The sequence below is a fragment of the Candidatus Didemnitutus sp. genome, from assembly GCA_019634575.1.
In the GTDB taxonomy this organism is placed as follows: Bacteria; Verrucomicrobiota; Verrucomicrobiia; order Opitutales; family Opitutaceae; genus Didemnitutus.
Window position 1 is genome coordinate 379502 of record JAHCAY010000002.1, and the last position, 25391, is coordinate 404892.

21 protein-coding genes are annotated in these 25391 nt (G+C 66.3%); 15 read left to right on the forward strand and 6 right to left on the reverse strand.

Annotated elements, in window-relative coordinates; all coding sequences use genetic code 11:
• Positions 1-94: 94 nt before the first annotated feature.
• Positions 95-790, reverse strand: a complete 696-nt coding sequence (locus KF715_16695) for an MCP four helix bundle domain-containing protein (protein MBX3738336.1) — start codon at positions 788-790, stop codon at positions 95-97.
• Between the two features lie 740 nt (positions 791-1530).
• On the opposite strand from KF715_16695, the gene KF715_16700 reads away from it, so the two are divergent.
• Positions 1531-1767 (forward strand): hypothetical protein, encoded by a 237-nt coding sequence (locus KF715_16700; GenBank protein MBX3738337.1) that lies wholly within the window; start codon positions 1531-1533, stop codon positions 1765-1767.
• Positions 1768-1792: 25 nt separating this feature from the next.
• Positions 1793-2227 carry a transcriptional regulator MntR gene (mntR, locus tag KF715_16705; protein ID MBX3738338.1) on the forward strand — a complete coding sequence of 145 codons (435 nt, stop codon included), beginning with the start codon at positions 1793-1795 and terminating at the stop codon, positions 2225-2227.
• Positions 2228-2350: 123 nt separating this feature from the next.
• On the opposite strand, the gene tatC is transcribed toward mntR, so the two are convergent.
• Positions 2351-3175 carry a twin-arginine translocase subunit TatC gene (tatC, locus tag KF715_16710; GenBank protein MBX3738339.1) on the reverse strand — a complete coding sequence of 275 codons (825 nt, stop codon included), beginning with the start codon at positions 3173-3175 and terminating at the stop codon, positions 2351-2353.
• A gap of 289 nt (positions 3176-3464) precedes the next feature.
• On the opposite strand from tatC, the gene ppdK reads away from it, so the two are divergent.
• The 4 genes from ppdK to KF715_16730 all read left to right on the forward strand — a co-directional run bounded on the left by ppdK (position 3465) and on the right by KF715_16730 (position 8712).
• Positions 3465-6302, forward strand: coding sequence for a pyruvate, phosphate dikinase (gene ppdK, locus KF715_16715; protein ID MBX3738340.1), 2838 nt, complete (start codon positions 3465-3467; stop codon positions 6300-6302).
• Positions 6303-6441: 139 nt separating this feature from the next.
• A complete protein-coding gene (locus KF715_16720) occupies positions 6442-7098 on the forward strand; it encodes a hypothetical protein (GenBank protein MBX3738341.1) in 657 nt (218 codons plus the stop codon).
• Positions 7095-8573 carry a hypothetical protein gene (locus tag KF715_16725; GenBank protein ID MBX3738342.1) on the forward strand — a complete coding sequence of 493 codons (1479 nt, stop codon included), beginning with the start codon at positions 7095-7097 and terminating at the stop codon, positions 8571-8573. The genes KF715_16720 and KF715_16725 overlap by 4 nt, the downstream gene beginning before the upstream one ends.
• A gap of 19 nt (positions 8574-8592) precedes the next feature.
• On the forward strand, positions 8593-8712 hold the full coding sequence (locus KF715_16730) for a hypothetical protein (protein ID MBX3738343.1): 120 nt from the start codon (positions 8593-8595) through the stop codon (positions 8710-8712).
• A 293-nt stretch (positions 8713-9005) separates the two neighbouring features.
• Here the strand turns inward: KF715_16730 and KF715_16735 are convergent, their stop codons facing one another.
• Positions 9006-9725: a PEP-CTERM sorting domain-containing protein gene (locus KF715_16735; GenBank protein MBX3738344.1), complete on the reverse strand. Its 720-nt coding sequence runs from the start codon at positions 9723-9725 to the stop codon at positions 9006-9008.
• Between the two features lie 193 nt (positions 9726-9918).
• On the opposite strand from KF715_16735, the gene KF715_16740 reads away from it, so the two are divergent.
• Together KF715_16740 and KF715_16745 are read left to right on the forward strand one after the other, a co-directional pair.
• Positions 9919-10902 carry a TlpA family protein disulfide reductase gene (locus tag KF715_16740; GenBank protein ID MBX3738345.1) on the forward strand — a complete coding sequence of 328 codons (984 nt, stop codon included), beginning with the start codon at positions 9919-9921 and terminating at the stop codon, positions 10900-10902.
• A gap of 136 nt (positions 10903-11038) precedes the next feature.
• Positions 11039-11545, forward strand: a complete 507-nt coding sequence (locus KF715_16745) for a chemotaxis protein CheX (GenBank protein MBX3738346.1) — start codon at positions 11039-11041, stop codon at positions 11543-11545.
• Positions 11546-11582: 37 nt separating this feature from the next.
• On the opposite strand, the gene KF715_16750 is transcribed toward KF715_16745, so the two are convergent.
• On the reverse strand, positions 11583-12533 hold the full coding sequence (locus tag KF715_16750) for an NAD(P)-dependent oxidoreductase (GenBank protein ID MBX3738347.1): 951 nt from the start codon (positions 12531-12533) through the stop codon (positions 11583-11585).
• Positions 12534-12619: 86 nt separating this feature from the next.
• Here KF715_16750 and KF715_16755 point away from each other — a divergent pair, with 86 nt between their 5' ends.
• Positions 12620-14467: a hypothetical protein gene (locus KF715_16755; protein ID MBX3738348.1), complete on the forward strand. Its 1848-nt coding sequence runs from the start codon at positions 12620-12622 to the stop codon at positions 14465-14467.
• On the opposite strand, the gene KF715_16760 is transcribed toward KF715_16755, so the two are convergent.
• Positions 14468-16303: an ATP-binding cassette domain-containing protein gene (locus KF715_16760; protein ID MBX3738349.1), complete on the reverse strand. Its 1836-nt coding sequence runs from the start codon at positions 16301-16303 to the stop codon at positions 14468-14470.
• 136 nt (positions 16304-16439) lie between these two features.
• Here KF715_16760 and KF715_16765 point away from each other — a divergent pair, with 136 nt between their 5' ends.
• From KF715_16765 to KF715_16775, 3 genes are all read left to right on the forward strand, one after another.
• Positions 16440-16634 carry a hypothetical protein gene (locus KF715_16765; protein ID MBX3738350.1) on the forward strand — a complete coding sequence of 65 codons (195 nt, stop codon included), beginning with the start codon at positions 16440-16442 and terminating at the stop codon, positions 16632-16634.
• A gap of 57 nt (positions 16635-16691) precedes the next feature.
• Positions 16692-17237, forward strand: coding sequence for a MerR family transcriptional regulator (locus KF715_16770; GenBank protein MBX3738351.1), 546 nt, complete (start codon positions 16692-16694; stop codon positions 17235-17237).
• Between the two features lie 335 nt (positions 17238-17572).
• Positions 17573-20458: an ABC transporter permease gene (locus KF715_16775; GenBank protein MBX3738352.1), complete on the forward strand. Its 2886-nt coding sequence runs from the start codon at positions 17573-17575 to the stop codon at positions 20456-20458.
• 3 nt (positions 20459-20461) lie between these two features.
• Here the strand turns inward: KF715_16775 and KF715_16780 are convergent, their stop codons facing one another.
• Positions 20462-21403 (reverse strand): hypothetical protein, encoded by a 942-nt coding sequence (locus KF715_16780; protein MBX3738353.1) that lies wholly within the window; start codon positions 21401-21403, stop codon positions 20462-20464.
• 256 nt (positions 21404-21659) lie between these two features.
• On the opposite strand from KF715_16780, the gene KF715_16785 reads away from it, so the two are divergent.
• The 3 genes from KF715_16785 to KF715_16795 all read left to right on the forward strand — a co-directional run bounded on the left by KF715_16785 (position 21660) and on the right by KF715_16795 (position 25385).
• Positions 21660-23498, forward strand: a complete 1839-nt coding sequence (locus KF715_16785; protein MBX3738354.1) for a 2-oxoacid:acceptor oxidoreductase subunit alpha — start codon at positions 21660-21662, stop codon at positions 23496-23498.
• Between the two features lie 14 nt (positions 23499-23512).
• Positions 23513-24475, forward strand: coding sequence for a 2-oxoacid:ferredoxin oxidoreductase subunit beta (locus KF715_16790; protein ID MBX3738355.1), 963 nt, complete (start codon positions 23513-23515; stop codon positions 24473-24475).
• A 157-nt stretch (positions 24476-24632) separates the two neighbouring features.
• Positions 24633-25385 carry a nucleoside monophosphate kinase gene (locus tag KF715_16795; protein ID MBX3738356.1) on the forward strand — a complete coding sequence of 251 codons (753 nt, stop codon included), beginning with the start codon at positions 24633-24635 and terminating at the stop codon, positions 25383-25385.
• The last annotated feature ends 6 nt before the right edge of the window (positions 25386-25391 follow it).

The window sequence follows — 25391 nt, forward strand, 5'->3', positions numbered from 1 at the left end:
GACACCGCGAAGAAACCCGGAAAGGTTCGCTTCGGGTCGGCGCGGCGTCACGCGCACGAATGCCGCCGCGATCCGCACTGCGGCGGATCGCCCCTCAGGAGCCGTTGCCGGGCTGTTCGGGTCGGCGGGACATCAACCCCGGCGCGAAGACCGAGACCAGCAACCCCACGATCAGCACCGCCATGATGAACACGGCGGCAAGACCGGCGAGCAACGGCCAGCCGGCGAAGGCGAGCAGCAGGCTGCTGAAGAAGCGCGAGTCCTCCGCATAGCGGTCGCGCAGGTGGCGGCCCTGCTCCTGCACGAGGTCCGCGGCGTCATCGAGCGCGTTGAGGTAGGTGTCGTAGGCAGGACGCAGCGTGTCGTTGTTGTAGCGGTTCGCCTCGTCCAGTTTCTTGTCCCGGGCGAGCGCGAGGAAGGCATCGACGCGCTGATCGTAATCCTTGCTGAGGCGCTCGATCGTCGCACGCAAGGGCGAGCTGGTCAGCGATTCGGCAGTGGCGAGATCAATGGCGTGCGCTTTGGCGAGGTCGCTGGCCTCGCTCATCTGTGGCAGCAAATCGGCCCAAGCGCGCTCGTTGTCGGGGTCGACGATGCGTCGCGCCAGGCGCTGCACACCGCTCAGCTCGCGGGTGAGCGTGCGCAGGGCGTTGAGTGTCGGCACGCTGCGATCGAGCAGGTTGGCGTAACCCCGATTGACGCTGCGAAGCACATAAAGACTGAGGAGACCGACGGCGAGATTCGAGACCAACAGCCCGATCATCAGCCAGAACTTGAGACGACTAAGCATGGAGTGCCCCGAGGCGTAGGGGAAAATGCCGTCACTTGCACGAAAAAAGCCCCCGGAAAAATCCCGGGCAAACGTGCGGCAAGTGGCCGCCAAATGTCTTTTCCCGGCGCCCCGCCCGCGCTAGAGAGTATGCGCCCCCCGTGAACGCCACTGCGCCCTCCGCTCCTGTTGCGATCCTGCCGCCGCGCCTCGTGCGCCTGCGCGATGGCCGCGACTACCGGCTGCGCATGCTCGGCCCCGCGGATGCCACACGCGTCGCCGAGATGTTCGCCACCCTGTCGAGCGAGACCATCCGCGCGCGCTACGGCTACCTGATCCACGACATGACGGCGGAGCGGGCGGCGCGCCTGGTGAGCGTGGATCCGGCGCGGGAAGCGCCGCTGGGAATCTTCGAACACGGCCCCGACGGTCGCGAAGGACGCTTGTGGGCGATGGGCCGGCTCGTGCATGCGCCGGACAACTCTTCGGCCGAATGCGCCTTCCTCGTGCACGACAGCCAGCGGCGGCTGGGCATGGCGTCGACGCTGCTGAAATACCTGCGCATCCTCGGCCGGCGGCGGGGCCTGCCGCGACTGTTCGCGCAGGTGCGGCGCGAAAACAAGTCGATGCTGAACACCTTCATCCAGAACGGCGCGCGGCTGCACTTCTCGGCCGACAGCGACGTCGTGGAGATCGATATCCCGCTCCGGCTGCCGAAGATTCTATTCGACAAAGCTGCGCCCGCTCCTTCGATTTCCCGGATGTCCTCGCCGGAGAAAAAAGGTTTTTCGCTCGTCGCACTCGTGGTCGACCTCGTGCTCGTCGCCGCGTTTTTCACCTTCTTCTACTACGTGCTGCAATCGCACGTGCCGTCGAACGACCCGACGATGATCCGCTTCTGGTCGACGATGGCCGCAGCGTGCATGAGCGGCGTGTTCTGGCTGGCGTTGCAGATGCTCAAGACGGTGTTCGCGTTCCAGCGCGCCAACCGCAAGTAACGCCGACCGTCGCGGCCCGCCGCCTGTGGCCACCTCCGCTTCCCGCCCCCGCACTTCCGTCGCCGCGGAGGATTACCTCGAAAAGATCGAGCAACTGATCTCGCGCAAGGGCTACGCCCGCGTGGTCGACATCGCCGCGGAGCTGAAAATCTCGCAGGCCAGCGTCACGGCCATGGTGCAGAAGCTCGATGGCGAGGGCTTCGTGAAATATGAGAAATACCGCGGCATGGTCCTGACCAGCACCGGTCTCGAGGTCGCGCGCCGCATCGCGCACCGCCACCAGTTGCTCACCGAGTTCCTCCGCGTCATCGGCGTCGCCGACGAGAAGGTGATCTACGACGACGTCGAGGGCATGGAACACCACATCTCGCCCGAGACGTTCGCCGCCATCGAGGCGCTCACCCGCTACCTCGAGAAAAATCCGGGCGTGATGACGAAGGTCGCCGCCGCGAAGAAATAGGCCGCGGCGATTCGCGCGGAAAAGAGGTGGTAGCCGCCGTCCTGGCGGCGACAACGAACGCGGCACCGTCTGGCCACGTTCTCAGCGCCGGCAGGGACGCCAGCGCCCGTCTTGACGCACCGCTCACCCACGGATCTTCCGTCGAGCCGTGATGCGCGAAGCCACGAGGATCGCGATCTCGTAGAGGAGAATCAACGGCAGCGCGAAGAGCGTCTGGTTGAACGGATCCGGCGTCGGCGTGACGACCGCGGCGATGATGAAGATGACGACGATCGCGTGACGGCGGAATTTGCGGAGCGTCGCGACCTCGATCAGCCCCATGTAAACCGCGAGCACGACGAGCAGCGGAAACTCGAACGCCGCACCCATGCCGAGCACCATCCACATGAGCAGCGAGTAGTATTTGTCCGCCGTCCACATCACCGTGTAGCCGAGCATTTCGTTCAGCTCGAAGGCCACGCGAATGGTGTTCGGAGTGAGAAAATAATAACCGAACGCTGAGCCGCCAAGGAAGAGCGCGAACGCCGACAGCCCGGTCGGCACGATGACGCGCAGCTCCTTTTCGTTCAGGGCGGGCGAAATGAATCGGCCCAGAAAGTAGATCCAAAACGGCAGGGCCAGCACGATGCCGCCAATGAGGCACATATCGATGATGACCGTGAACACGCCCATGGGGCTGTTCGTCACGAGGTCGGTCTTCATCTTCGGGAACTCCGCCTTCACCTGTTCCAGCGGCCAGTTCAGCAGCGTCGACGCGTCCTCCATGCGGTAGGCGATCACGGTCACGAAAATCGCGAACACGATCGCGCACTTGATCAGCGTCCAGCGCAGCTCCTCGAGGTGGTCGAGAAACCCCATCGGCTTCTCGCGCGGGCTCGGCGCGGGCTCGGTGTCAGCCACGAGCTGGCCTTCGTCGTCGTAGGGGGAATTGGGTGGCGTGTCGCTCAAGGCGGGTCAAGAGAGGCTCTTTTTCGCCACGGCGCAATCCCGGCTTCGTTCCGAGGCTTGCCGAAAGCGGCGCATGGGCGGGACTTCGGCGGAAAGCCGACCGGAAACGGCATCAGCCCGCCCCCGACCACGGGCGTTTTCCCGTATCGACCGAACCACGCGCGCATTGGGTCGCCGCGCAAGAAATGACACGTATTTGGCAAGCGTGCGCCGTTGACACATTTCGCGCTTGTGACTGCGATAGCTCCCTCTGTTCCGCGGTCTGTTATCACCCGAAATTTCAACTCACATGGCCAAGAAAACTCCCGCCAAGAAGGCCGTTAAGAAAACGGCTCCTGCCAAGAAACCCGCCGCCAAAAAAGCGGCTCCGAAATCCGCCGGACGCGCCAAGGCAGCGTCCGCCAAAGGCCCGAAGTATGTCTATACTTGGGGCGCCGGCAAAGCCGACGGCGACGGCTCGATGAAGCCGCTCCTCGGCGGCAAGGGCGCCAACCTCGCCGAGATGACCCGCATCGGTCTGCCCGTTCCTCCGGGATTCACGGTCACGACCGAGGTCTGCACTTACTACTACGCGAACAAGCGCACCTATCCCGCCTCGCTGCAGGCGCAGATGGAAGCCGGCGTCGCGAACATGGAAAAGATCATGGGCACGAAGTTCGGCGCCACCGAGGGCATGCCGCTCCTCGTCGCCGTCCGTTCCGGTGCCCGCGACTCGATGCCGGGCATGATGGACACGATCCTCAATCTCGGCCTCAACGACCAGACCGTCGTCTCCCTCGAGAAGGCCACCGGCAACGCCCGCTTCGCGTGGGACTGCTACCGCCGCTTCATCCAGATGTATGGCGACGTCGTCCTCGGCGTGCAGAAGCGCCCCGACGAAGATCACGAGCCGTTCGAAACCGTGATCCACGGCTTCAAGCACGAGAAGTATCACAAGGACATCGTCGACTCCGAACTCACCGCCGAAGATCAGGCCGAGCTCGTGAAGCGCTTCAAGGCCCTCGTCCTCGAGCGCACCGGCAAGTCCTTCCCGAACAATCCGTGGGACCAGCTCCGCGGCGCCGCCGGTGCCGTGTTCGGCTCCTGGATGAACGACCGCGCGATCGTCTATCGCCGCAAATACAACATCCCCACCGAGTGGGGCACCGCCGTCAACGTGCAGGCCATGGTGTTCGGCAACACCGGCGAAAACTCCGGCTCCGGCGTCGCGTTCACCCGCAACCCGGCCAACGGCGTCAACGAATTCTACGGCGAGTTCCTGATCAACGCTCAGGGTGAAGACGTCGTCGCCGGCGTCCGCACGCCCGAGCCCGTCGCCCAGCTCAAGAACCACCTCCCGCAGGCCTACGCCGAGCTCCTCAAGGTCCGCAAGACCCTCGAGGCGCACTTCAAGGACGTGCAGGACGTCGAGTTCACCATCCAGGACGGCAAGCTGTTCATGCTCCAGACGCGCAACGGCAAGCGCACCGCCGCCGCCGCGCTGAAGTTCGCCGCCGACATGGTGAAGGAAAAGCTCATCGACTGGCAGACTGCGGTGCTCCGCAACCCGGCCGACCAGCTCGAGCAGCTCCTCGCCCCGATCTTCGACCTCGCCGAGGTCAAGAAGGCCGCCGTCATCGCCACCGGTCTCCCGGCCGGCCCCGGCGCCGCCACCGGCAAGATCTACTTCAACGCCGATCGCGCCGTCCAGGCCGCCGACAAGGGCGAAAAGGTCCTCCTCGTCCGCGTCGAGACCTCGCCGGAAGACCTCCGTGGCATGATCGCCGCCGAAGGCATCCTCACCGCTCGCGGTGGCGTCTCCTCGCACGCCGCACTCGTCGCCCGCCAGATGGGCAAGGTCTGCGTCTGCGGCGCTTCCGCCGTCAACATCAACTACGACGCGAAGACCGCCACCATCGCCGGCCAGACGTTCGCCGAAGGCGACTACCTCTCCATCGACGGCACGTCGGGCACGGTTTACGCCGGCCAGATCAAGACCGCTCCGTCGGAAATCATCGCCGGCCTCGTCAACGGTGACGCCGCCGCGATGGCCACGGAGAAGTTCAAGAACTACACCCAGCTCATGAAGTGGTGCGCGCAGGCCACCAAGCTGTCCGTCCGCACCAACGCCGATACGCCCGAACAGGCGCGCATCGCCGTCGCGTTCGGCGCGGTCGGCATCGGCCTCACCCGCACCGAGCACATGTTCTTCGAAGGCGACCGCATCGACGCCATGCGCGAGATGATCCTCGCCGACACCGTCGCCGGCCGCGAGGCCGCCCTCGCCAAGCTGCTCCCGTATCAGCGCGGCGACTTCTACGGCATCTTCAAAGCGCTGAAGGGCTTCCCCGCCACCATCCGCTTCCTCGACCCGCCGCTGCACGAGTTCCTCCCGAACTCGAAGGAGCAGCAGGCCGACCTCGCCAAGAAGCTCGGCATCGCCGCCGAGAAGATCGAGCACCGCGTGCACGAACTCCACGAGTTCAACCCGATGCTCGGCTTCCGCGGCTGCCGTCTCGGCATCAAGTATCCCGAGATCACCGCCATGCAGGCGCGCGCCGTCATCGAGGCCGCCGTGCAGGCCAAGAAGGAGGGCATCAAGACCAAGCCCGAGATCATGATCCCGCTCGTCGGCTTCAAGAAGGAGCTCGATCTGCAGGTCGCGATCGTCCACGAAGTCGCCGCCAAGGTGTTCGCCGAGCAGAAGACGAAGGTCGACTACTCCGTCGGCACCATGATCGAAGTCCCGCGCGGTGCCCTCACCGCCGACGAGATCGCGCAGACCGCCGAGTTCTTCAGCTTCGGCACGAACGACCTCACGCAGACCTGCCTCGGCATGTCGCGCGACGACTCCGGCTCGTTCCTCGGCGCCTACCAGGAAGCCGAGATCTTCAAGAAGAACCCGTTCGCCTCCGTCGACCAGAACGGCACGGGCCAGCTCATGAAGATCGCGATCGAGAAGGGCTCGAAGACCCGCCCCGGCATCAAGCTCGGCATCTGCGGCGAACACGGTGGCGATCCGGACTCGGTGAAGTTCTGCCACAAGATCGGCCTCACCTACGTCTCGTGCTCGCCCTATCGCGTGCCCGTCGCCCGCCTCGCCGCCGCCCAGGCCGCGATCGCGGACGCCAAGGCCGCGAAGAAGTAAGCCTTCGGTAGGGGCGGTTGCCCTCAATCGCCCTCGCACTCTCGAGCCCCGGCCTCACCGCCGGGGCTTTTCTTTTCGCGCCCCGAAACCTCAGGAATCCGGGCTCGTCATCGCAACACGGTTGTCGTTCTTTCGCCACATGCCAGTCAGACTCACGCTGCGTTCATTTAAAGCCGAAGCCTCGGCCTTTGCTCGCGCGCAATCGAAAAAGCTCGTGCCAGACCTGTATGCCGTGACCGACGGTAAAGCCGTTGGCACATACATCGAACACGCGTTTATCGCCCACTTACGCGAGAGATTCTCCTTCTCCGGAGGCAACTCAGCTAAAGGGATCGACATTCCCGAACTCGCGGTGGACATCAAGGTGACGAGCATTCGCCAGCCGCAATCCTCCTGTCCGTTCACGAATGCACGCCAGAAGATCTACGGGCTGGGATACTCCCTCCTCATCTTCGTCTACGACAAGACCGACCACCGGCGGCCGCGCGCGGCTCGCCTGAACATACTCCACACTATCTTCGTCTCTGCAGCCCAAACGGGTGACTTCCAGACGACGACGGGGCTGCGTCGTATTATCAAATCCCAAGCCAATCGAGATGACATCCTCGCTTTCTTCGAGGAGAGACTGCTGCCAGTAGACGACATCGAAGCATTGCGGCTCGCCAAAGAAGTTCTGCGCCGTCCGCCTGCGGTCGGATATCTGACGATTTCCAACGCTCTTCAGTGGCGGCTACAATACGGCCGCGCCATTGAGAAGGCCGGTCGAGTTGCAGGCGTCGCGCGGCTTGGCCAATGAAACCGGCCACCAAAATCGAATTCGGCGACTTCCAGACACCCGCGCCGCTCGCGGATGATGCTTGCACCTGCCTTCGACGCCTCGGCATGAAGCCCAGTAGGATCGTCGAACCGACATGCGGCATCGGCGCATTTCTCGGCGCGGCGACCAGATCCTTTCCTGGTGTCCCTCTCCACGGATTTGAGATCAACCCCGACTACGCTAGCCACGCGCAAACCCTGCACGCAAAATCCGTGGTTCGGGTGGCCGATTTTTTCGCGCACGACTGGGATGCTGAACTATCCGCTGACGCTGACCCGCTGATCCTCGGAAATCCACCTTGGGTCACGAACGCCGCCGTCGCCGCCGTTGATGGCGCGAACCTTCCCGCCAAGACCAACATCTACGGCTTGCGTGGATTGGCTGCCAAGACCGGCAAAGCCAATTTCGACATCGCCGAGTGGATGATCCTGCGATTGCTCGCCGCGCGGCGCGGGCGCCCCGCCACGCTCGCCGTGCTCTGCAAGACCGCCACCGCGCGAAAAGTCTTGCGTCACGCGTGGCGCGGACACCTCCCGATCACGCAAGCTTCCCTCCACCTGATCGACGCGGCCGCTCATTTCGGCGCGGCGGTCGATGCATGCCTGCTCGTCGCACGGCTCGGATCCTCCGGCCCTTGTGCTGCGGCTGTTTTCGCCGATCTGGAGAGCGATGTCCCCACACATCGATTTGGGCTGGCCGGAGCCGATCTGGTGGCGAATCTTGGCGCTTACGAGCGGATGCGCGCCTTCGAGGGACTGTTCCCGTTTCAGTGGCGTTCCGGACTGAAGCATGACTGTGCTTCCGTCCTTGAGCTGGAACCGGACACTGAAGATCGATGGCGCAATCAGGCAGGCGAACTCGTGTCCGTGGAGGCGGAAACGATCTACCCTTGGTGCAAAAGCACCGACCTCGCGCGACGCTCCGGCACACCAACGCGCGCCATCCTGCTTCCGCAGGCCTCGCTGCGGGAGCCTGCCGATCTGCATCTGTCCTCCGCACCCAAGGCGCTGGCCTACCTTAATCGTCACGCCGCCGCATTCGCCGCACGCAAGAGTTCCATCTATCGGCGCGGAGGGCGTTTCGCTGTGTTTGGCTTGGGTGAGTATACTTTCGCGCCATGGAAGGTTGCGGTCTCGTCCTTGCATCGTCCGGTGAAGTTCATCGTGGTCGGTCCTTGGCAGAGTCGTCCGGTGCTTTTCGACGACACTTGCTACTTCCTGCCCTTCGCCACCTCCGCTGAAGCCACGCTCGTTGCGACAGTGTTGAATTCGCGCACGGCGATGGAGTTCATGGACACGCTGATCTTCCCGGGTGCCAAGCGGGCAGTCACCGTGGAACTCCTCAGTCGGCTGAACTTCCATGCGATTGCTGAAGCGGAGCGCATCGTGCTGCCGGCAACCGCCGAAACTGCTGCGGGCAACCGCACACAACTGGAGCTACTAAAATTCGGCTGACGGTGGCGATCCGGACTCGGTGAAGTTCTGCCACAAGATCGGCCTCACCTACGTCTCGTGCTCGCCTTACCGCGTGCCGGTCGCCCGCCTCGCCGCCGCCCAGGCCGCGATCGCGGACGCCAAGGCCGCGAAGAAGTAATCAGCTCACAGCGATCAGCTGTCAGCCTTCAGCTCTCCGAGCCCCGACGCGAAAGCGCCGGGGTTTTTTCTTGCCGGTCAGTCGCCTTGGTGAAGGCCGGGCCCCTCGTCCAAATCGCGAGCGCTGACGCGTGGTGCGCACAGAATCAAACCCGTAGGCAGCGTGCTTGCGCGCGCCTCATGCCGGGATCTCGCTCCCACCTCATCGCCAAAGCTTCCTGGTGGTCGCCGCCGCCCCGGCAGCAACGAGCTGCGTGAACTCGCGCCGCACAGCTGCATCAATCGGCCAACACCTCAAGCCGCGCGTTGGTGCCACCGGCGTCGCACCAGCACCACCGCCAGCGCAGCCGCACCGGCGATCGCCGCCCAAGTCGCCGGCTCCGGCACGGCGCTCACATTCGAGAGGACGATCGCGTTGATGATCGCACCATCCTGATTGCCGGTGCCGCCGTAATCTCCGGACTGCACCGCCCGGAACGAAATCTCGCCGCTCCCATTCGCCGTCGCTTCGAAGCTCGTGTAGCTCGCCGTCGTCTGCGACACAGTGGCGAGCGTGATCAGCGTGTTGTTCGCGAGGAAAGCCTGCTCGCGCTCCGCGAACTCGCCCGAGAAGTAGAGCACCGTCAGCTGATACGTGGCGCCGGCCGTAAGGCCTGCGAACGTGTAGTTGATCGGGCTGCCGCCGCCGTCGTCCCACGCGAGCGTCTGCAGGATGCTCCGCAGCGCGTTGTCGTCGGACGAAGCTTGCCCCGCGAAGGGGTCCGCGGAGGTCTGGTCAAATGTCGGGTCCTGCACGCCAAGCGTCAGCCCGGTGAACGCCACGCCCTGCCACGTCACGCTGCCGCCGTTGATGTTGTAGGCCTGCACGACATTGCCGGGCGTAAGCGCGAGCCCATCGCCCGCGTCGCCGCCGGTGAAGGCTACGGTGGTCTGGGCCGCAGCCGAAGACCAAATGAAGAAGGCGGCAAGGCAGGCGCCGCCCAAACGAAGAACGACCGGCGTGGAAGAGGTCATCGAAGGGTGTGTTCGATCAGACTCATCGGCCGGTTTGGCAACCGCTTAAGCCAAGCCTGCCCCAAAATCGCTCGCCCGCGCAGGACACGCGAAGCGGTCCCAGACGCGCGCCGCCACGCGACTTTCGGGCTATGCCGCGCCGCGCTTTTCTTTTTGCGGCCGTCCCGAGGCGTGGATTGGTTGCTCTCACCCTATGAAAATCCGTTCGCTGCTCGCCGCGCTCGTGCTCGGTGTGTTCCCCCTCGCTTCGCTCCACGCGCAGGACGCCGCGCCCGCCGCGCCCGCCGCGGCCCCCGCTGCCTCCGCCAAGGCCGATCTCGACGCCTTGGTGGCTAAGATCAGCGGCAAGCTCCGCGCCGGCCAGCGCACGCCCGACGCGCTCAAGGCGGAGATCGCCGAGTTCGACGCGCTCCTCGCCAAATACCCGGCGAAAAACGACGAAACCGCCAACATCGCGATGATGAAGGCCGCCCTCTTCCTCCAAGTCTTCGGCGACGAGGAAACCGCCAAGAAACTCTTCTCTTCCCTGAAAGCCGACTTCCCCGGCACGCAGGCCGCCACCGCGGCCGAGCAGGCGCTTTTCTCGCTCTCCGACGAGGGCAAGAAACAAGCCGCCGCCCAGGAAGCCGCCGAGGAAGCCAAGGTCGCCGCCCTCGTCGGCCAGCCCGCGCCCGAGATCAGTTTCACGTGGTCGTCGAAGGGCGAACTCAAGAAACTCTCCGAGCTCAAAGGCCAGATCGTCGTCCTCGATTTCTGGGCCACGTGGTGCGGCCCGTGCGTCGCCTCCTTCCCGAAAGTTCGCGCGGAAGTCGCGCACTTCAAGGATTCGCCCGTGAAGTTCCTCGGCGTCACCAGCCTCCAGGGGCACGTCCACGGCATCGAGTCCAAGCCGATCGACACGCGGGGCAATCCGCAGAAGGAATACGACCTCATGCCCCAGTTCATGAAGCTCAAGGAAATGACTTGGGACGTCGCCTTCAGCGAAGCCAACGTCTTCAACCCCGACTACGCGATCCGCGGCATCCCCTACGTCGCCATCATCGACCCGAAGGGCGTCGTCCGCCACGCGGGCCTCAACCCGCTCGTGCCCGACGCCGACATCGAGGGCAAAGTCACGGCGCTGCTCCAGGAATTCAATCTGCCGGTGCCCGCTGCCAAAGCGGAGAAATCCGAATAACCCGGTCCCCATCCGTTGCCTCCCCCGCCCCGGCCGTCGCGCCGGGGCTTTTGTTTTCCCCGCGACGATTCCGCTCAAGCCCGCCGCCCGACGGGCCGATTACCCGCTGGTATCGTTTTCCCCCAAGTCTTTCCGCATGGCCGCAGCGCAGCAAATCACCGACGCCCTCATCCAAGAATCGATCGCGAACGCCATGCAGAACGTCTGCCGCACGCTGCTGCGCCACGACGCGAACCTGGTCGACCGCGTCGCCACGTCCACCTACGAGACCGACCCGATCAAGTTCCAGCTCATCGGCAACGTCGGCTTCGGCGGCGAGGCCAACGGCGTCACCTACCTCTGCATGAGCGACGACTTCGCGCTCTTCGCCGTCAGCACGATCCTCGGCATGAGCCGCTCCGAGGTCGAGTTTCACGGCCCCGACGTCCTCAAGGACGCCATCGGCGAGTTCACGAACATGACCGTCGGCGGCTTCAAGAACGCGCTCTGCGACATCGGTTTCCCCTGCAAGCTCACGCTGCCCACCATCGTCCGCGGCAACAACCTCAGCGTCTCCTCGCTGAAAGGCACCGCGCGCCACGTCTTCCGCTTCAGCTGCGCGACGCACGTCGTCGTCGCCGACATCCAGCTGAAAACCGAGTGAGCCACGCCGCGAGCGGACAACCGCGCGGTTTTTCTCCTCAGCCCGCGCGCTGCGCCGTCCACCACGCCCGCGCCTCCGCCATGCCCTCGGCATAGCTGCGCACCGGCGCGTAGCCGAGTTCGCGTCGAATGCGCTCCGCCGGACAATGCGCGATGAACCGATCCGCGCGCGTCACCTTTTCAAACGGAATCACCGGCGCCGGCAACGCATCCGGGAACCACGCACGCATCTCGCCGACGAAGTCGCGCCACATCACCTCCTCGTCGACGACGTTGTAGGCGCGTCCCAGCGCGACCGGATTGCCGAGCGCGAGTTCGGTCGCCCGCACCACGTTGGTCACATGCGTCATCGGCATCAGATCGGCCCCGTCGCCGCGCAACGGCACCTGTCCGGCCCGCACCTTCACCGGCACCTTCATCACCCACACCGAAGTCGGATGCACGCCGAGCACCGCTCCGAGCCGCAGGATCGTCGCCGGCAATCCGCGCTCCATTTCCGCGCGCAACGCCCGCTCCGCCTCCGCTTTCGCCAACCCGTAATGCGGCGACGCCGCCGGCGAGTGCGCGTAGGCGCGACCGAGTTCGCGCAACGGCGCCTCCTCGTCGAACACCTCCCGCTCCGCCTGAAAGTCGTAGACCGAAAGCGTCGAGATGTGGATGAACTGCCGGCAGCCCGCCGCGCGCGCCGCCGCCGCCAGCGTGCCGGTGCCGCTCGCGTTCACCGCCAACGCATCCGCCAGATCCTTGCCGACCGTCGCCGCCGCATGCACGACGAACCTCTGCCCCGCACAAACGCGCGCCGCCGTCGCCGCATCGACGAACTCGCCCTCGACCTGCGTGACATTCGCCGCTTCGAGACCGCGATGCGGACCGGCCTGACGCACGATCGCCGTCACCTTCGCCCCCTGCTCCGCCAGCCAGCCGGCAATCGAGCCGCCGACAAATCCGCTCCCACCCGTCACCAACACCGGCACGTCGCGTAGATTCATCGCGCGAGCTTCCACGTCGTGACACGTCGTGCAAGGCTGGGTCGTTGACTCGATGTCCGCGCGACGTGACGCTCGCGCTGCATCCCATGAAGCTGCGCCTCTCGCTTTGCGTCCTTCTCCTCGGGTTTCCCGCACTGGCGCACGCCCTCGATGCCCGTTACGCCGCCACGCTCCAAACGCTCTGCGATTCGCTCGTGGCCACCCAAATCACGGAGCGCACCTCGCCCGACTTCGGCGCGCTCGTCTGCCCGAGCCGCAACCCGCAGGAACATCCGCTCCACTCGCGCGCCGCCGAAGCGGTCTACCCTCTCGCCGTCGTCTATCGCACGACGCGCGACGCACGCTATCGCGAGGCCGCGCGCCACCTTGCCGATTGGCTCTTCGCCAAACAGCAACCCAACGGCGCGTGGGGCGAGGATTGGCCGAAACACGACGGCTGGAACGGCACCACCTACGACCAACTCATCTCGCTCGCCGGCGCCTATCCGATCCTCGCGCCCGAACTCGATACCACCGAGCGCACTCGCTGGCTTCGCGCCATCCGCTCCGCCGCCGAGTTCACCGCCGCCAATCCCGCCATCGCCAACATCAACTACCACCCGACCGGCGCCGTCGCGCTCGAACTCGCCGCCCGCGTGATCGAAAACCCGCCGCCCCGCTGGCGCGTGCGCGCCGCCGAACTCATCCGCCTCACACTCGCCTCCGTCAACGCCGACAATCTCATCGTCGGCGAAGGTCAGGGCGTCGATCTCGGCTACAACCTCGCGCAATCCATCGGCTACCTCGCGCTCTACGGCTTGCTCACCCACGACGAGCCGCTGCGCCACCGTGCGGGCGAACTGCTCCGCGCGCACGCCGCGTTCGTCTATCCCAACGGCTCGATCGACAACTCCTGGGGCACGCGTTCCTTCAAGTGGACCTACGAGAGCGGCACCAAGACCGCGCCGGGCGTCTATTTCAGTTTCGCGCTGCTCGGCGATCAGGACGCGCGCCTCGGCGAACTGGGCGACCGCTGCCTCGGCTATCTCGTGCGCGATAACCTCGCCGATGGCCTCGTCACCTACGGCCCGCACGCCGCGCGACACGCCTCGACGCAGCCGCCGTGCCTCTACTCGACGTTCGTCCGTGCGCAGAGCCTCGCCACGGTGATCGAGTTCGCACCTTTCCTGCCATCCGTCGAAATCGTCGCCCCCCGACTCGCGCCGCCACCGGTTCGGTTCTTCCCCACCGTCAACGTCGCCGTCGTGCGCACCGAGAAGATGATGGCCACCGTCTCCGCCTACGGCGGCATCGCCCGCTACGGCCGCGAGCTCGTCAGCCGCGGCGGCAGCCTCACGAATCTCTGGCTCGAAGGCTTCGGTCCGCGCGGCTTCGCGCAAACTTCCTCGGCCACCCGCTACCAACGCCCCGAACCCGCGCACATGCCGATCGAAGGCGACCTCCTTCCGCTCACGCCGCGCATCGAGTGCACGATCGATGGGGTCCGCTACACGAATCTCTTCGAGGCGAACGGCACAATGCGCATCGACCGCGTCCCCGACGGTTTCGCGGTCACGGTCGCCGGCCAGCTGCGCGACGCCACCGGCCACACGAGCGACATCGGCTACGTGCTCACGCACCGCTTCTACCGCGACCGCCTGGTGAAACACTTCGAGCTAACGAGCTCGCACGACCGAGCCGTCACGCTCGTCGAGCCGTTCGTCAACGACCCGGACACCACCTTCACCCGCCGATCAGCAACCGAATTCGAAATCCATCCGCCGGGCTCCGCGACCTGGCGGCTCACCGCGCGCGACGCCAACTTGCGCGCCGGCGAAAATCCCGAGCGCTACTGGTGCCCTTTTCCCGCCGTGGAGTGCTATCCCATCGTCGCCGACGTGCAGTTGCACGCCAACACGCCGACTGTCGTCGAACTCGAACTCGCGCCGCGCTGATCAGCCCTTGCGCGCCTCGAGTTCTTCCCAGCGGGCGAACGCCGCGGCGTGTTCGCGTTCGACGGTTTCGAGCCGCGCCTTCACCTCGGCGAACTTAGCGCCGCCGGTTTTGTAGAAATTCGCATCGCCGAGCTTGGCGGTGAGATCGGCCTGCTCCTTCTCGAGCGCCTCGATCCGCGCGGGCAACGCGTCGAGTTCGGCGCGCTCTTTGTTCGAGAGCTTCTTCAACGATGATCCCACGTTCGCTGAATCCGCTTTTGGGGAGCGAGCTTGCTCGCGACGATCCTGGTCGCGAGCAAGCTCGCTCCCACGACCACGCGTCGCCTGTTTCTTCAGCTCTGCCTGCCAATCGCTGTAGCCGCCGACGTAGTCGCCGATCTGGCCGTCGCCCTCGAACACCAGCGTGCTCGTCACGACTTCGTCGAGGAACGCGCGATCGTGCGACACGAGCAGCAGCGTGCCTTGGAACTCCACGAGCAAATCCTCCAGCAGATCAAGGGTCTCGGCGTCGAGGTCGTTCGTCGGTTCGTCGAGCACGAGCACGTTGGCCGGCTGCGTGAAGAGCTTCGCGAGCAGCAGGCGGTTACGCTCGCCACCGGAAAGCACGCGCGCCGGCGTGCGAGCGCGCGTCGGCTCGAAGAGGAAATCCTGCAGGTAACTGATCACGTTGCGCGTGCGGCCCTCGATCGTGACGGTCGGGTTGCCGTTCGCGATGTTGTCGGCGACGGTCTTGTTGTCGTCGATCTGCGCGCGGAGCTGGTCGAAGTAGACGACCTCGAGATTCGTGCCGTGCTTGATCACGCCGCTGGTCGGCTGCAGCTGACCGAGCAACAGTTTGATCAACGTCGTCTTGCCCGCGCCGTTTGGCCCGAGGATGCCGATCTTCTCGCCGCGATTGATCGTGATCGAGAAATCGCGCAGCACCGTCTTCCCTCCGGCCCACGTGTAGTCGACCTTCTCCGCCTCGACGACCTTCTGGCCGCTGCGCTCGGCTTCGGCGAGTTTCAGGGTGGCGTTGCCGACGCGCTCGCGGCGCGCCTTGGCCTCGGCCCGCATTTCCTTCAGCGCGTTGATGCGCGCGGTGGCACGCGAGCGCTGGGCCTTCACGCCGCGGCGAATCCACTCTTCCTCCTGCGCGAGCTTCTTGTCGAACGCCGCGCGCTGCTTCTCTTCCTCCTCCAGCACCTGCTGCTTGCGGACGAGATAGGTGTCGTAGTCGCACGCCCAGCCCGCGAGCCGGCCGCGATCGAGCTCGACGATGCGCGTGGCGATCTTGCGCAGGAAGGCGCGGTCGTGCGTCACGAAAAACAGCGTCGGCTTCGTTTCGAGCAGCAGTTCCTCGAGCCAGAGGATCGATTCGAGGTCGAGATGGTTCGTCGGCTCGTCGAGCAGCAGCAAATCCGGCTGCCCCGCCAGCGCTCGCGCCAGCAGCACGCGACGCTTCAAGCCGCCGGAGAGCGCCGAAAACTCCTGTGTCGGCGGCACGCCGACGTGGTTGATCAAATCCTCCACGCGCACATCGCGCTGCCAGTCCTCCTCGTGGTGATCGTCGTTCGGTCGCAATCCGCTCGCGACGATGTCGTGCACGTTGCCGGTCACGTCCGTCGGCACCTCCTGCGTCAGGCGCGCGTAGAGCGAGCCTTGCGGGCGGAACACGTCGCCGGTGTCCGGCTTCATCTCGCCCATGATGACTTTCATCAGCGTCGACTTGCCCGCGCCGTTGCGGCCGACGAGACACACGCGCTCACCCGCCTCGATCTGAAAATTGATGTGGTCGAGGATGGCGGGACCGCCGAAAGCGAGGCTGACGTCGAGGAGATTGAGGAGCGCTGGCATGCGTGAAGCCGGCCACGTTGCGTGACGGCTGCGCGCAGTTCAAGGACGGGTTTTTCTGGAGGTGACCATCGGTGCACAGTGCATCTTCGGCGCTGTGCCGCATCCCGCGCCACGCCAACCTCAAAGGAGAAACATCATGAAAGATTCGCTCACCAAAGACCAATTCGTCGCCGTGCTCGAAGCCGCCGGCATCGACGCCACTCTGCGCACCCGACTCCACCGCGAGTTCGAGCGCCAGCAACCGGCCGCCCACGAGAAATTCCTCGCGTGGCTCGGCCTGACGCCGACGGAGATCGCCCGCATCCGCGAGCATTCCCGCGCGACGAACTGAGCCTTCCCTCGCGAGCCCGGCGCCGGCAATCTGGCTTCGGGCTCGCCCCTTTCCTGCATGACGACCATTCGCCAGCTCGCCGCCGAGTTCGGCCTCACGCGCAGCACGCTGCTTTATTACGATCGCATCGGCCTGCTGCGCCCGGACTACCGCACTGCCGCCGGCTATCGGCTCTACAACGCCGCCGACCGCGCGCGCCTCGCCGCAATCTGCCGCTACCGCGCCGCCGGCCTGACGTTGGAGAAAATCGCCGCTGTGCTCGACGCGTCCGAAAAACCGAAATCAGCCGTCAACGCCGCACTGCACGCGCGTCTCACCTCCCTCAACCGCGAGATCGCTGCCTTGCGCCGCCAGCAACAGATCGTCGTCGACCTGCTCGGCCCGCAACGCGGCGCACGCCGCACGCGCATCATGAACAAGGAACGCTGGGTCGCGCTCCTGCGCGCCGCTGGCATGGACGAACCCGAGATGCACCAATGGCACATCGCCTTCGAGCGCCAGTCGCCGGAAGCGCACCGCGACTTCCTCGAGTCGCTCGGCATTCCGGCTGCGGAGATTCGCCGCATCCGCCGGGCCTCGCGCACCCCGCATCAGCCGCGCTGAAATTGCGTCGGGCGGGAAATTTCCTCCGCACTAGCACTACTCAACTAGGTCTCTCTTTTCGCTCGGAAAACGCGAGGTAGCCCGGCCTCTCCGAGGACGGGTCCAACGCACCCGCTACCTGGCAAGCGCACCTACCTAACGGAGTAGTGCCGTAGGCTATCCGAAACACGCTTTGTCGGAACGGCGGGCAGCGGCCTTGGCCGCGCCCCAGGGAGCAACGGGCGCGTGCCAGCCCGCCGCTTACGGTGGAAACCCGGTTTTCGGATCGCCGCTAGACAAACGGCGTGCGCGGCGGCGCTTGGGCTGAGTCTCGCCGCACTGCACCCCACCGCACCATGGATCTCCTCGCCTCCGCCCTGCGCGCTTTGCGCGCGCACAAGCTTTTCAGCGTTCTCATCATCGGCCTGCTCGCGCTCGGTATCGGCGCGAACACCGCGATCTTCTCCGTCGTCCACGCCGTCCTGCTGAAGCCGCTGCCCTACCCGCAGCCCGGCGAACTCGTGCTCGTGCGCAAGCCGCCGCGCGACGCCTCCCTCAATCTTCCCGGCGGCGGCGACCAGATGCCCGACAACGAATTTCTCGGCTGGACCGAGGCCGTGCCGAAAACCTTTCGCGCCCTCGCCGCCTACCGCAACAGCTCCTCGGCGCTCCAACGCGGCGACGGCGCCGTGCGCGTGCCCACCGCCGCGGTCACCGGCGAATTCTTTCCCATGCTCGGCGTGAGCGCGTGGCGCGGCCGGCTCTTCGACGCCGCCGATCTGAAACCCGGCGCGCCGCTCACCGCCGTCCTCAGCTACAGCGCGTGGCAATCCCGCTTCGAAGGCAAGGACAGCGCCCTCGGCGAAGTCGTCATGCTCGACGACGCGCCGCACACCATCGTCGGCGTGCTGCCGCCCGCGTTCGAGTTCACCGATCCCGTGCAATTCTGGCGCCCGCTCCAACTCACGCCCAGCGCGCCGGGCCAGCTCCGCATCCAGATGGTCCGCGTGTTCGGCCGTTTGATGCCGGGCACGAAGCACGAAACCGCCCAACGAGAGCTCGACGAAATCTCCGACCGGTTCTGGACGACTCTGGCGACCGGTTTCGTTGACGGCGGCCCCAACGCCGACCGCCGCGCCGCTCCGCCGACCGCCGCCGCACCGGCAAACGCCACCTCCGCTCCTGCTGCCGCAAACTCCGGTGCCGAACGAGCCGCCGCGCCCGCCAGCCCCGCGCCCGACGCGACACCTTCGCTGCCGCGCGGCGTGAGCCTGCAGCTGCCGCCCGGTGCCAACCCCAACAACCCGGCGGTGCAAAAGGCCATCGCCGACGCGCTCGCCCAGCGTCAGGCCGCCGGTGGAAGCCAGACGACGGTCGCCACGCCGCGGGCCGACATGCCGACATCCGGCGTCGTCGCCGCGCCCGCTTCCGCGCCGAGCAATTCAGCGAACCCGACACCCGCTGCCGACGAACGCCGCCTCGGCCCCGCCGGTGTTCCTCCCGCCGGTGGACCGCCGCGTCTCCAACTTCCCTTCGTCGGCTCCAAGGCGCAGCTCGTGACCTTGCAGGAACAGCTCGCCCGCCAGTCGCGCGCCACCTTGTGGCTGTTGCTGTGCGCCGTCGGCTTCGTGCTGCTCATCGCCTGCGCGAACATCGCCAACCTCCAGCTGGCGCGCGCCGCCACACGCCGACGCGACGTCGCCGTGCGCGCCGCCCTCGGTGCCTCGCCCGGGCGCCTCGCCGCCGAGGTGCTCGCGGAAAACCTCGTGTTGGCCCTGCTCGGCGGGCTGGCCGGCACGGCGCTAGCGTGGGCTTCCTCGCAGGTTCTGCAAAGATGGCTCGCCGATTACCTGCCGCGCGTGAATCCCGTGGGCGTCAACCTCACGGTGCTCGCCTTCGCCTTGCTGCTCGCATTCGTCGCGGGTTTGGCCTTCGGACTCGCCCCCGCCTGGCAAGGCGCGCGCGTGGACCTGCTCGACACACTCAAGGAAGGTTGCGCGCAAGCCTCGCGCGGCGGCTCGCGCTGGCGGCAGGCGCTCGTCGCACTGGAGTTCGCTCTCGCTCTGGTGCTGGCGATCAACACCGGCCTGCTCATCCGCAGCATCTACCAGCTCTACTCGACCGACCTCGGCTTCCGGGTGAGCGACGTGCTCACCGCGAACCTGTCCCTCCCGCGCCGCTACAGCACGCCGGCACAGCAACGCGACTTCGCGCGACGCTGGCTCGAGAACATCCGCGCGTTGCCGGGCGTAAAGTCCGCCGCGATCACCGACCTGCCGCCGCTGTCGCCCTACTCCCAGATCGTGCTCTCCGCCACCGTGCAGGGCGGCACCGGCAATGCCAACGCCTCGGTCAATTCCGCGCCGCAGCAGATGGCGATCACGTCCGTGACGCCGGACTTTTTTCCCGCCACCGGCATCGCTCTGCGCCAAGGGCGCCTTTTCACCGAGCAGGACGGCGCGGACGCCCCGCCCGTCGCCCTCGTGAACGAAGCGTTCGTGAAACAGTATTATCCCAAAGGCCTGACGCTCGGCGCCCAACTCGCCGTGCCCGGCCTCGGCGGCCCCGGCAGCGGTCCGCCCTCCCGCAATCGCCCGCCGCCGACCGCCGCGATCGTCGGTGTCGTGGCGGACGTCCGCCCGCGCGGTTTCGAGAGCGCCGCGCAACCGCTGGCGTATTTCCCCTTCGAACAGCAACCGCGCGCGCGGATCTCCGCCGTCGTGCAGTTCACCGGCGACGCCGCCACGCTCTCGCGCCTCGTCACGCAAGCCACGCACAAGATCGACGCGGGCCTCGCCCTCGATCATCCCTCCACGCTCGAGGCGCAGCTCAACCGCCAGAACGCGCCGCGCCGCATCACGCTCTTCCTCACCAGCGCGTTTGCCGCCACCGCCGTGCTGCTCGCCGCGCTCGGCATCTTCGGCGTCATGAGCTACACGGTGACGTTGCGCACCCAGGAGATCGGCGTGCGCATGGCGCTCGGAGCCGACACCGCGACCATCCTGCGCTGGATGCTGCGCTACGGCGCGGTCGCCATCGCTGGCGGCTTGGCCGCGGGCCTGGGCCTGACGGTCGCGACGAGCCGGTTGCTGAGCAGCTTCCTCGTCGGCATCACGGCGCTCGATCCGCTCGTGGTGACGTGCGGCGTGGTGGCGCTCGTCCTCGTCGGACTGATCGCCTGCTGGCTGCCCGCCCGCCGGGCGACGCAAGTCAACCCCGTCGAAGCGCTGCGCAACGAGTGAAATTCACCGCTGCGACGTGGGCTCGCGCAGCCACGCCCCCAGTTCGTGCGCGGTGAAGCGCTCGAATCCCACGTCGCCCAGCTGGGTGTGCGCGCGCTCGCGGGCCGTCGCGCGCAATTGCGCGACCGCCTGATTCTCCTGCGTCTTCGTGATGCTGCGATCCATGAGGAGTTCGTGCTTTGCCCGGCGCAGATCGCAAAAGGCGAGATAGACGCGCAGCAATTTCTCCGGACTCAGCGCGGCATCCTCGCCCAGGACCTGGCACCAGTAATCGAAATCCGCATCCGCACGCCGCACGTAGGTCGCCGTGGTTGACTCCTCGAGCACCATCAACGCCGTGCGCACCCGCGTCAGCCGCGCCGCGTCGAAGTCGACCGCCACCGGCACGCGCCGATCCGCCGCCGCCCGCGCGCGGGCATTGCACTCGATCCACTGCCGCTCGGCCTCCGCCAACCACAGGAGTTTCTCGTCAGGCACGCCCAAACCCCACGCACGTTCGCGCACCTTGGCCATGCCCGGTGCGGCGCGGAAAAGATACTCGCCCCTCTCGTCCGCCGTGAGCAACGCGCCCAGTTGCGCCGCGAAATCCGCGTCCGCCTTGGCGCGGAGCGCATCGGCTTCCGCGCGAGAAATGCGCCCGATGAGCCGGTCACGCCACCAGGAGCGGCGCGCACATTGGCGCGTCAATTCGAGCGATTTCACCGCCTCCGCCTTGGCCGGAGCGAGGTTCGTGACGTCCGGCGCGCCCTCATCCCACCAATGCAGCACATGCGCGAGCACGAGACTGACCTCGGCCGACGGCGCCCCGGCGCGTTTGAGCCGCTCGACGTTTTCGGGCAGCGTCTGCTGCGGATCGAGCAGTTGGAGCGTGTCCGCCTGCGGATATTCCGCCGCCCAGCCCGCCGCCCAACCCAGTGCAAGGCACAGCCCAAGGTGGATTTTCATGATGCGAGACGGCCCTCGATTTCCATGCGCCAAACCCCTCGCGCCGACTAGTAACTTCCCTCCGAGCGCTCGCGCGCCCACCGCCGAAATCTGCATCACGAAAAGTTGTGACCCGTCAAAATCCCGTCCCGCCAGTAGCCGGCGTGTTTCCGGACGCCGAAAACCCGGGCATAATCCCGCCAAATAATGCACACACCTCGCCAAGTCTTGGGATGACGCCGAAGCCGAGTGCGGGCATCTTTCCAGTCATCTACCTATGGTTAGCCCCAACTCGTCCACGCCGGGCGGACAACCCGGAAGCGCAGTCGCTTCGTCCGCCGATAAAACCACCATTCCGGATGTCGTCATTCGACTAGCCGGCAACTCGCAGGACGGCATCCAGTCCGTCGGCGGCTTCCTCGCCCGCCTCGCGGGCCGTAGCGACCAGGACGTCATGACCTACATGACGATCCCCGCCACCATCTCGGGCGGTCCCTCGATCTTCCAAGTCCGCATGGGCACCGGCGACATCCTGTCGTCGGGCGACCAAGCCGACTTCCTCGTGGCGTTCTACCAACACAGCTACGAATCGCACATCAGCGCGCTCCGTCCGGGCGGCGTGCTCATCTACGACACCGACCACGTCAAACCGAACCCCGAGGACCGCCGCTTCACCAACGTCGGCATCCCGATCACCTCTGCGACCGTCGAAGCCGTCGGCGGCACCGGCAAGGACAAGGGTAAGAACATTTTCGTGCTCGGCCTGATCGCCCGCATCTTCGACCTCGATGTGCCGAAGCTCTCGCAACTCATCAAGGAGCGCCTCGGCGGCCGCGGCGAAGAAGCCGTGCGCAACGCCATGATGGCCTTCGACGCCGGTTACGCCCACCCGGTCGAGAATCTCCTCGGCCACCTCTATCGCTTCGCCCGCGCCACTTCCACCGGAGCCACCACCTCGCGCCCCGCCGTCACGATGGACGGCAACACCGCGATGGTTTACGGCCTGCTCGCTGCCGGCGTCCGCTACGGCGCCGCGTATCCGATCACGCCGTGGTCCTCGATCATGGAAATGCTCCGCACGGAGCTGCCGAAATACGGCGGCCTCTTCGTGCAAGCCGAAGACGAGATCGCCGCCGTGTCGCACGCGCTCGGTTTCGCCTACTCCGGCCACCTCTCCGTCACCGGCAGCTCCGGCCCGGGTCTCTCCCTCAAGATGGAAGCCCTCGGCTGGGGCAGCATGGCGGAAATCCCGCTCATCTGCATCAACGTCCAGCGCGGCGGCCCTTCCACCGGCATGCCGACCAGCGTCGAGCAATCCGACCTCCTCCAAGCGCTCTACGGCTCCCACGGCGACACGCCGCGCGTCGTGCTCGCCCCGAAGGACGTCGAAGATTGCTTCTACATCGCCATGGAGGCCGCGCGCATCGCGAAGGAATTTTCCACGCCGGTCATCATCCTCACCGACCAGGCGCTCGCGACACGCATCGAGGCGTTCGAAGAACCCGACCTGAAGGCTCTCGTCAAAGAGCCCGTGCTCGACCTCACGCCCGCGCCCGTCGACTACAAGCCCTACCCGCTCGAAAAATGGCCGAAGCACGTGCCGCCCGGCACACGCATGCTCTCGGGCAAATACCCGACCGTCACCGGTCTCGAGCACGATGAAGCGGGCCATCCGTCCGCCAGCCCGGTCGTGCACGCGAAGATGAACGCACGCCGCCGCGAAAAGATCAAAGCCGTCGCCGCCACTCTGCCCGCGCACGAGATTTACGGCGACCAATCCGGCGACGCCCTCGTCATCGGCTGGTGCTCCACCTACGGCCCGATCCGCGAAGCGGTGAATCAGCTCCGCAGCGGCGACCAGCCGATCAAGGTCGGCCAGCTCCACCTGCGCCACCTCGCGCCGTTCGCGCCCGGCCTCGCCGAGATCTTCGCGCGCTACAAGAAGGTCGTCGTGTGCGAAATCAACGACGAGGGCCTGCACGGCTACGGTCAGCTCGCCATGCTCCTGCGCGGCGCGTTCGCCAACCCGTCGATCGTCAGCGTCACCAAGACCGACGGTCTCACGTTCAAGGTCCGCGAGATCGTCGCGGGCGTCCAAAAACATCTCTCCGCCTGAACCCACCCCACGCCATGAGTTCCGCTCCCGTTTCCGCTCCGCTCGCCGAAGCCCCCGCCATCGGCGGCCCCGGCCGCGCGCCCCTCGCCAAGAAAACCCTCGTCTCCGATCACCCGACCTGGTGCCCGGGCTGCGGCGATTTCGCCGTGCTCGCGTCGTTCTACCGCGTGCTCGAGAAGCTGAATTACCCGCAGGAAAACATCGTGACGTTCGCCGGCATCGGCTGCTCGTCGCGCTTCCCCTACTTCGTCAACAGCCACGGCGGCCACTTCATCCACGGCCGCTCGCTGCCATTCGCCGCCGCCATTTCGCTCGGCCGCGACGACCTGCACGTCTTCGCCTTCGGCGGCGACGGCGACGGCTTCTCCATCGGCGGCAACCACCTCTTCCACGCCGCCCGCAAGAACACCAAGATGACCTACGTCATCATGGACAATTCCGTCTACGGCCTGACCAAGAAACAGACCTCGCCCACCTCGCCCGTCGGCTTCAAGTCGAAGACCGATCCGTGGGGCGCGATGGAGCAGCCGGTCAACCCGATGAAGACGCTCCTCACCGCCGGCGCCACCTTCGTCGCCCGTTCGCACGCCACCCAGGTCAACCACATGACCGAGATGATGCTCCGCGCCGCGCAGCACGACGGCTTCTCCGTCGTCGAGATTCTCTCCGAGTGCGTCGAGTTCAACGAAGGCGCCTTCGACGCCGCCAATCCGCGCAAGGGCGGCAAGTGGCAGCAGATCGAACTCAAGAAGAACGACGGCACCCCCGAGGACGCCGCACGTCACGACCCGACGGACGAGTTCTCCGCCATGAAACTCGCCCTCGCCGACGCGCCCGGCTACTTCGGCGTGTTCTACGAGGTGAACCGCCCGACGAAGAACAAACTCGAACGAGACCTCATCGCCCGCACCCGCGAAAAGACCAAGGGCGCCTCCGCGCTCCAGCTCCTCGAGAGCACGTTCGTGAAGATGCGCTGAAGATTTGCTCTAGTTATACCCAGGAGCCGGCGGCTGCTTGCGAGCACCGCCGGCTCTTCCTTTTTCCGCCTGCAACCCGCGCCCAGCATTGCGCAACGCCGGCCCAGCACACCTCGCCGCACCGGCGCATAATGGGCGCGTCCCTTCGACGCCCGCCATGAACCTGCAGCACGATCGCTCGGCTTGGTTGCATGGGCCACAGCATGCGTGTCAAACCCCGCCGCCGCACGTCGATCCCCCGCGTCGGCTGCTCCTACTCGGCGCCCCCGGCGTCGGCAAAGGCACCCAAGCCGCACTCCTCTCGGCCGCACTCGGCGCGTGCCATCTCTCGACCGGCGATATCTTCCGCCTCGCCCGCACCGCGCATCACGACCAGCTCACACCCGCCATGCGGCTGGCCGTGGAGCGCATGAGCCGCGGCGAGCTCGTCTCCGACGAGACGGTGCTCCAACTCGTGCGCGAACGCATGACCTGCCTGCGCTGCCGCGGCGGGTTCATTCTCGACGGCTTCCCGCGCACCGTGCCGCAGGCTGCCGCCCTGCAAGTGCTGCTCGAAGCCGAGCGCGTCGCCGTCGACGCCGTCGTCAGCTACGATCTGAGCGAGCCCGAACTCATCGCGCGCATCGGCGGCCGCCGCACCTGCCCCGTCTGCAAGGCCGTCTACCACGCCGAGCTGCGCCCGCCCAAGGCCGAGGGCCTGTGCGATTTCTGCGGCACGACGCTCGTTCTGCGCGAGGACGATCGCCCCGAGGCCGTGCATGTGCGCCAGCAGGCCTATCTCCAAGCCACGGAGCCGCTGCTGGATTTCTACTATGAACTCGGCCAGCTCGTGCACATCAGCGCCGCCGGCTCGCCGGAGGAAGTGTTCGCGCGGACGTCCGCCGCCTTGGCGGCCCGCTGGCGCGCCTGAGCCGCG

What these genes read in the sequence shown, in the direction of transcription:
- KF715_16695 (MBX3738336.1), bottom strand. Translation starts at nt 790, where the DNA reads ATGCTTAGTCGTCTCAAGTTCTGGCTGATGATCGGGCTGTTGGTCTCG.
- KF715_16700 (MBX3738337.1), top strand. Translation starts at nt 1,531, where the DNA reads ATGTCCTCGCCGGAGAAAAAAGGTTTTTCGCTCGTCGCACTCGTGGTC.
- ppdK (MBX3738340.1), top strand. Translation starts at nt 3,465, where the DNA reads ATGGCCAAGAAAACTCCCGCCAAGAAGGCCGTTAAGAAAACGGCTCCT.
- KF715_16720 (MBX3738341.1), top strand. Translation starts at nt 6,442, where the DNA reads ATGCCAGTCAGACTCACGCTGCGTTCATTTAAAGCCGAAGCCTCGGCC.
- KF715_16725 (MBX3738342.1), top strand. Translation starts at nt 7,095, where the DNA reads ATGAAACCGGCCACCAAAATCGAATTCGGCGACTTCCAGACACCCGCG.
- KF715_16735 (MBX3738344.1), bottom strand. Translation starts at nt 9,725, where the DNA reads ATGACCTCTTCCACGCCGGTCGTTCTTCGTTTGGGCGGCGCCTGCCTT.
- KF715_16740 (MBX3738345.1), top strand. Translation starts at nt 9,919, where the DNA reads ATGAAAATCCGTTCGCTGCTCGCCGCGCTCGTGCTCGGTGTGTTCCCC.
- KF715_16745 (MBX3738346.1), top strand. Translation starts at nt 11,039, where the DNA reads ATGGCCGCAGCGCAGCAAATCACCGACGCCCTCATCCAAGAATCGATC.
- KF715_16750 (MBX3738347.1), bottom strand. Translation starts at nt 12,533, where the DNA reads ATGAATCTACGCGACGTGCCGGTGTTGGTGACGGGTGGGAGCGGATTT.
- KF715_16755 (MBX3738348.1), top strand. Translation starts at nt 12,620, where the DNA reads ATGAAGCTGCGCCTCTCGCTTTGCGTCCTTCTCCTCGGGTTTCCCGCA.
- KF715_16760 (MBX3738349.1), bottom strand. Translation starts at nt 16,303, where the DNA reads ATGCCAGCGCTCCTCAATCTCCTCGACGTCAGCCTCGCTTTCGGCGGT.
- KF715_16765 (MBX3738350.1), top strand. Translation starts at nt 16,440, where the DNA reads ATGAAAGATTCGCTCACCAAAGACCAATTCGTCGCCGTGCTCGAAGCC.
- KF715_16770 (MBX3738351.1), top strand. Translation starts at nt 16,692, where the DNA reads ATGACGACCATTCGCCAGCTCGCCGCCGAGTTCGGCCTCACGCGCAGC.
- KF715_16775 (MBX3738352.1), top strand. Translation starts at nt 17,573, where the DNA reads ATGGATCTCCTCGCCTCCGCCCTGCGCGCTTTGCGCGCGCACAAGCTT.
- KF715_16780 (MBX3738353.1), bottom strand. Translation starts at nt 21,403, where the DNA reads ATGAAAATCCACCTTGGGCTGTGCCTTGCACTGGGTTGGGCGGCGGGC.
- KF715_16785 (MBX3738354.1), top strand. Translation starts at nt 21,660, where the DNA reads ATGGTTAGCCCCAACTCGTCCACGCCGGGCGGACAACCCGGAAGCGCA.
- KF715_16790 (MBX3738355.1), top strand. Translation starts at nt 23,513, where the DNA reads ATGAGTTCCGCTCCCGTTTCCGCTCCGCTCGCCGAAGCCCCCGCCATC.
- KF715_16795 (MBX3738356.1), top strand. Translation starts at nt 24,633, where the DNA reads ATGAACCTGCAGCACGATCGCTCGGCTTGGTTGCATGGGCCACAGCAT.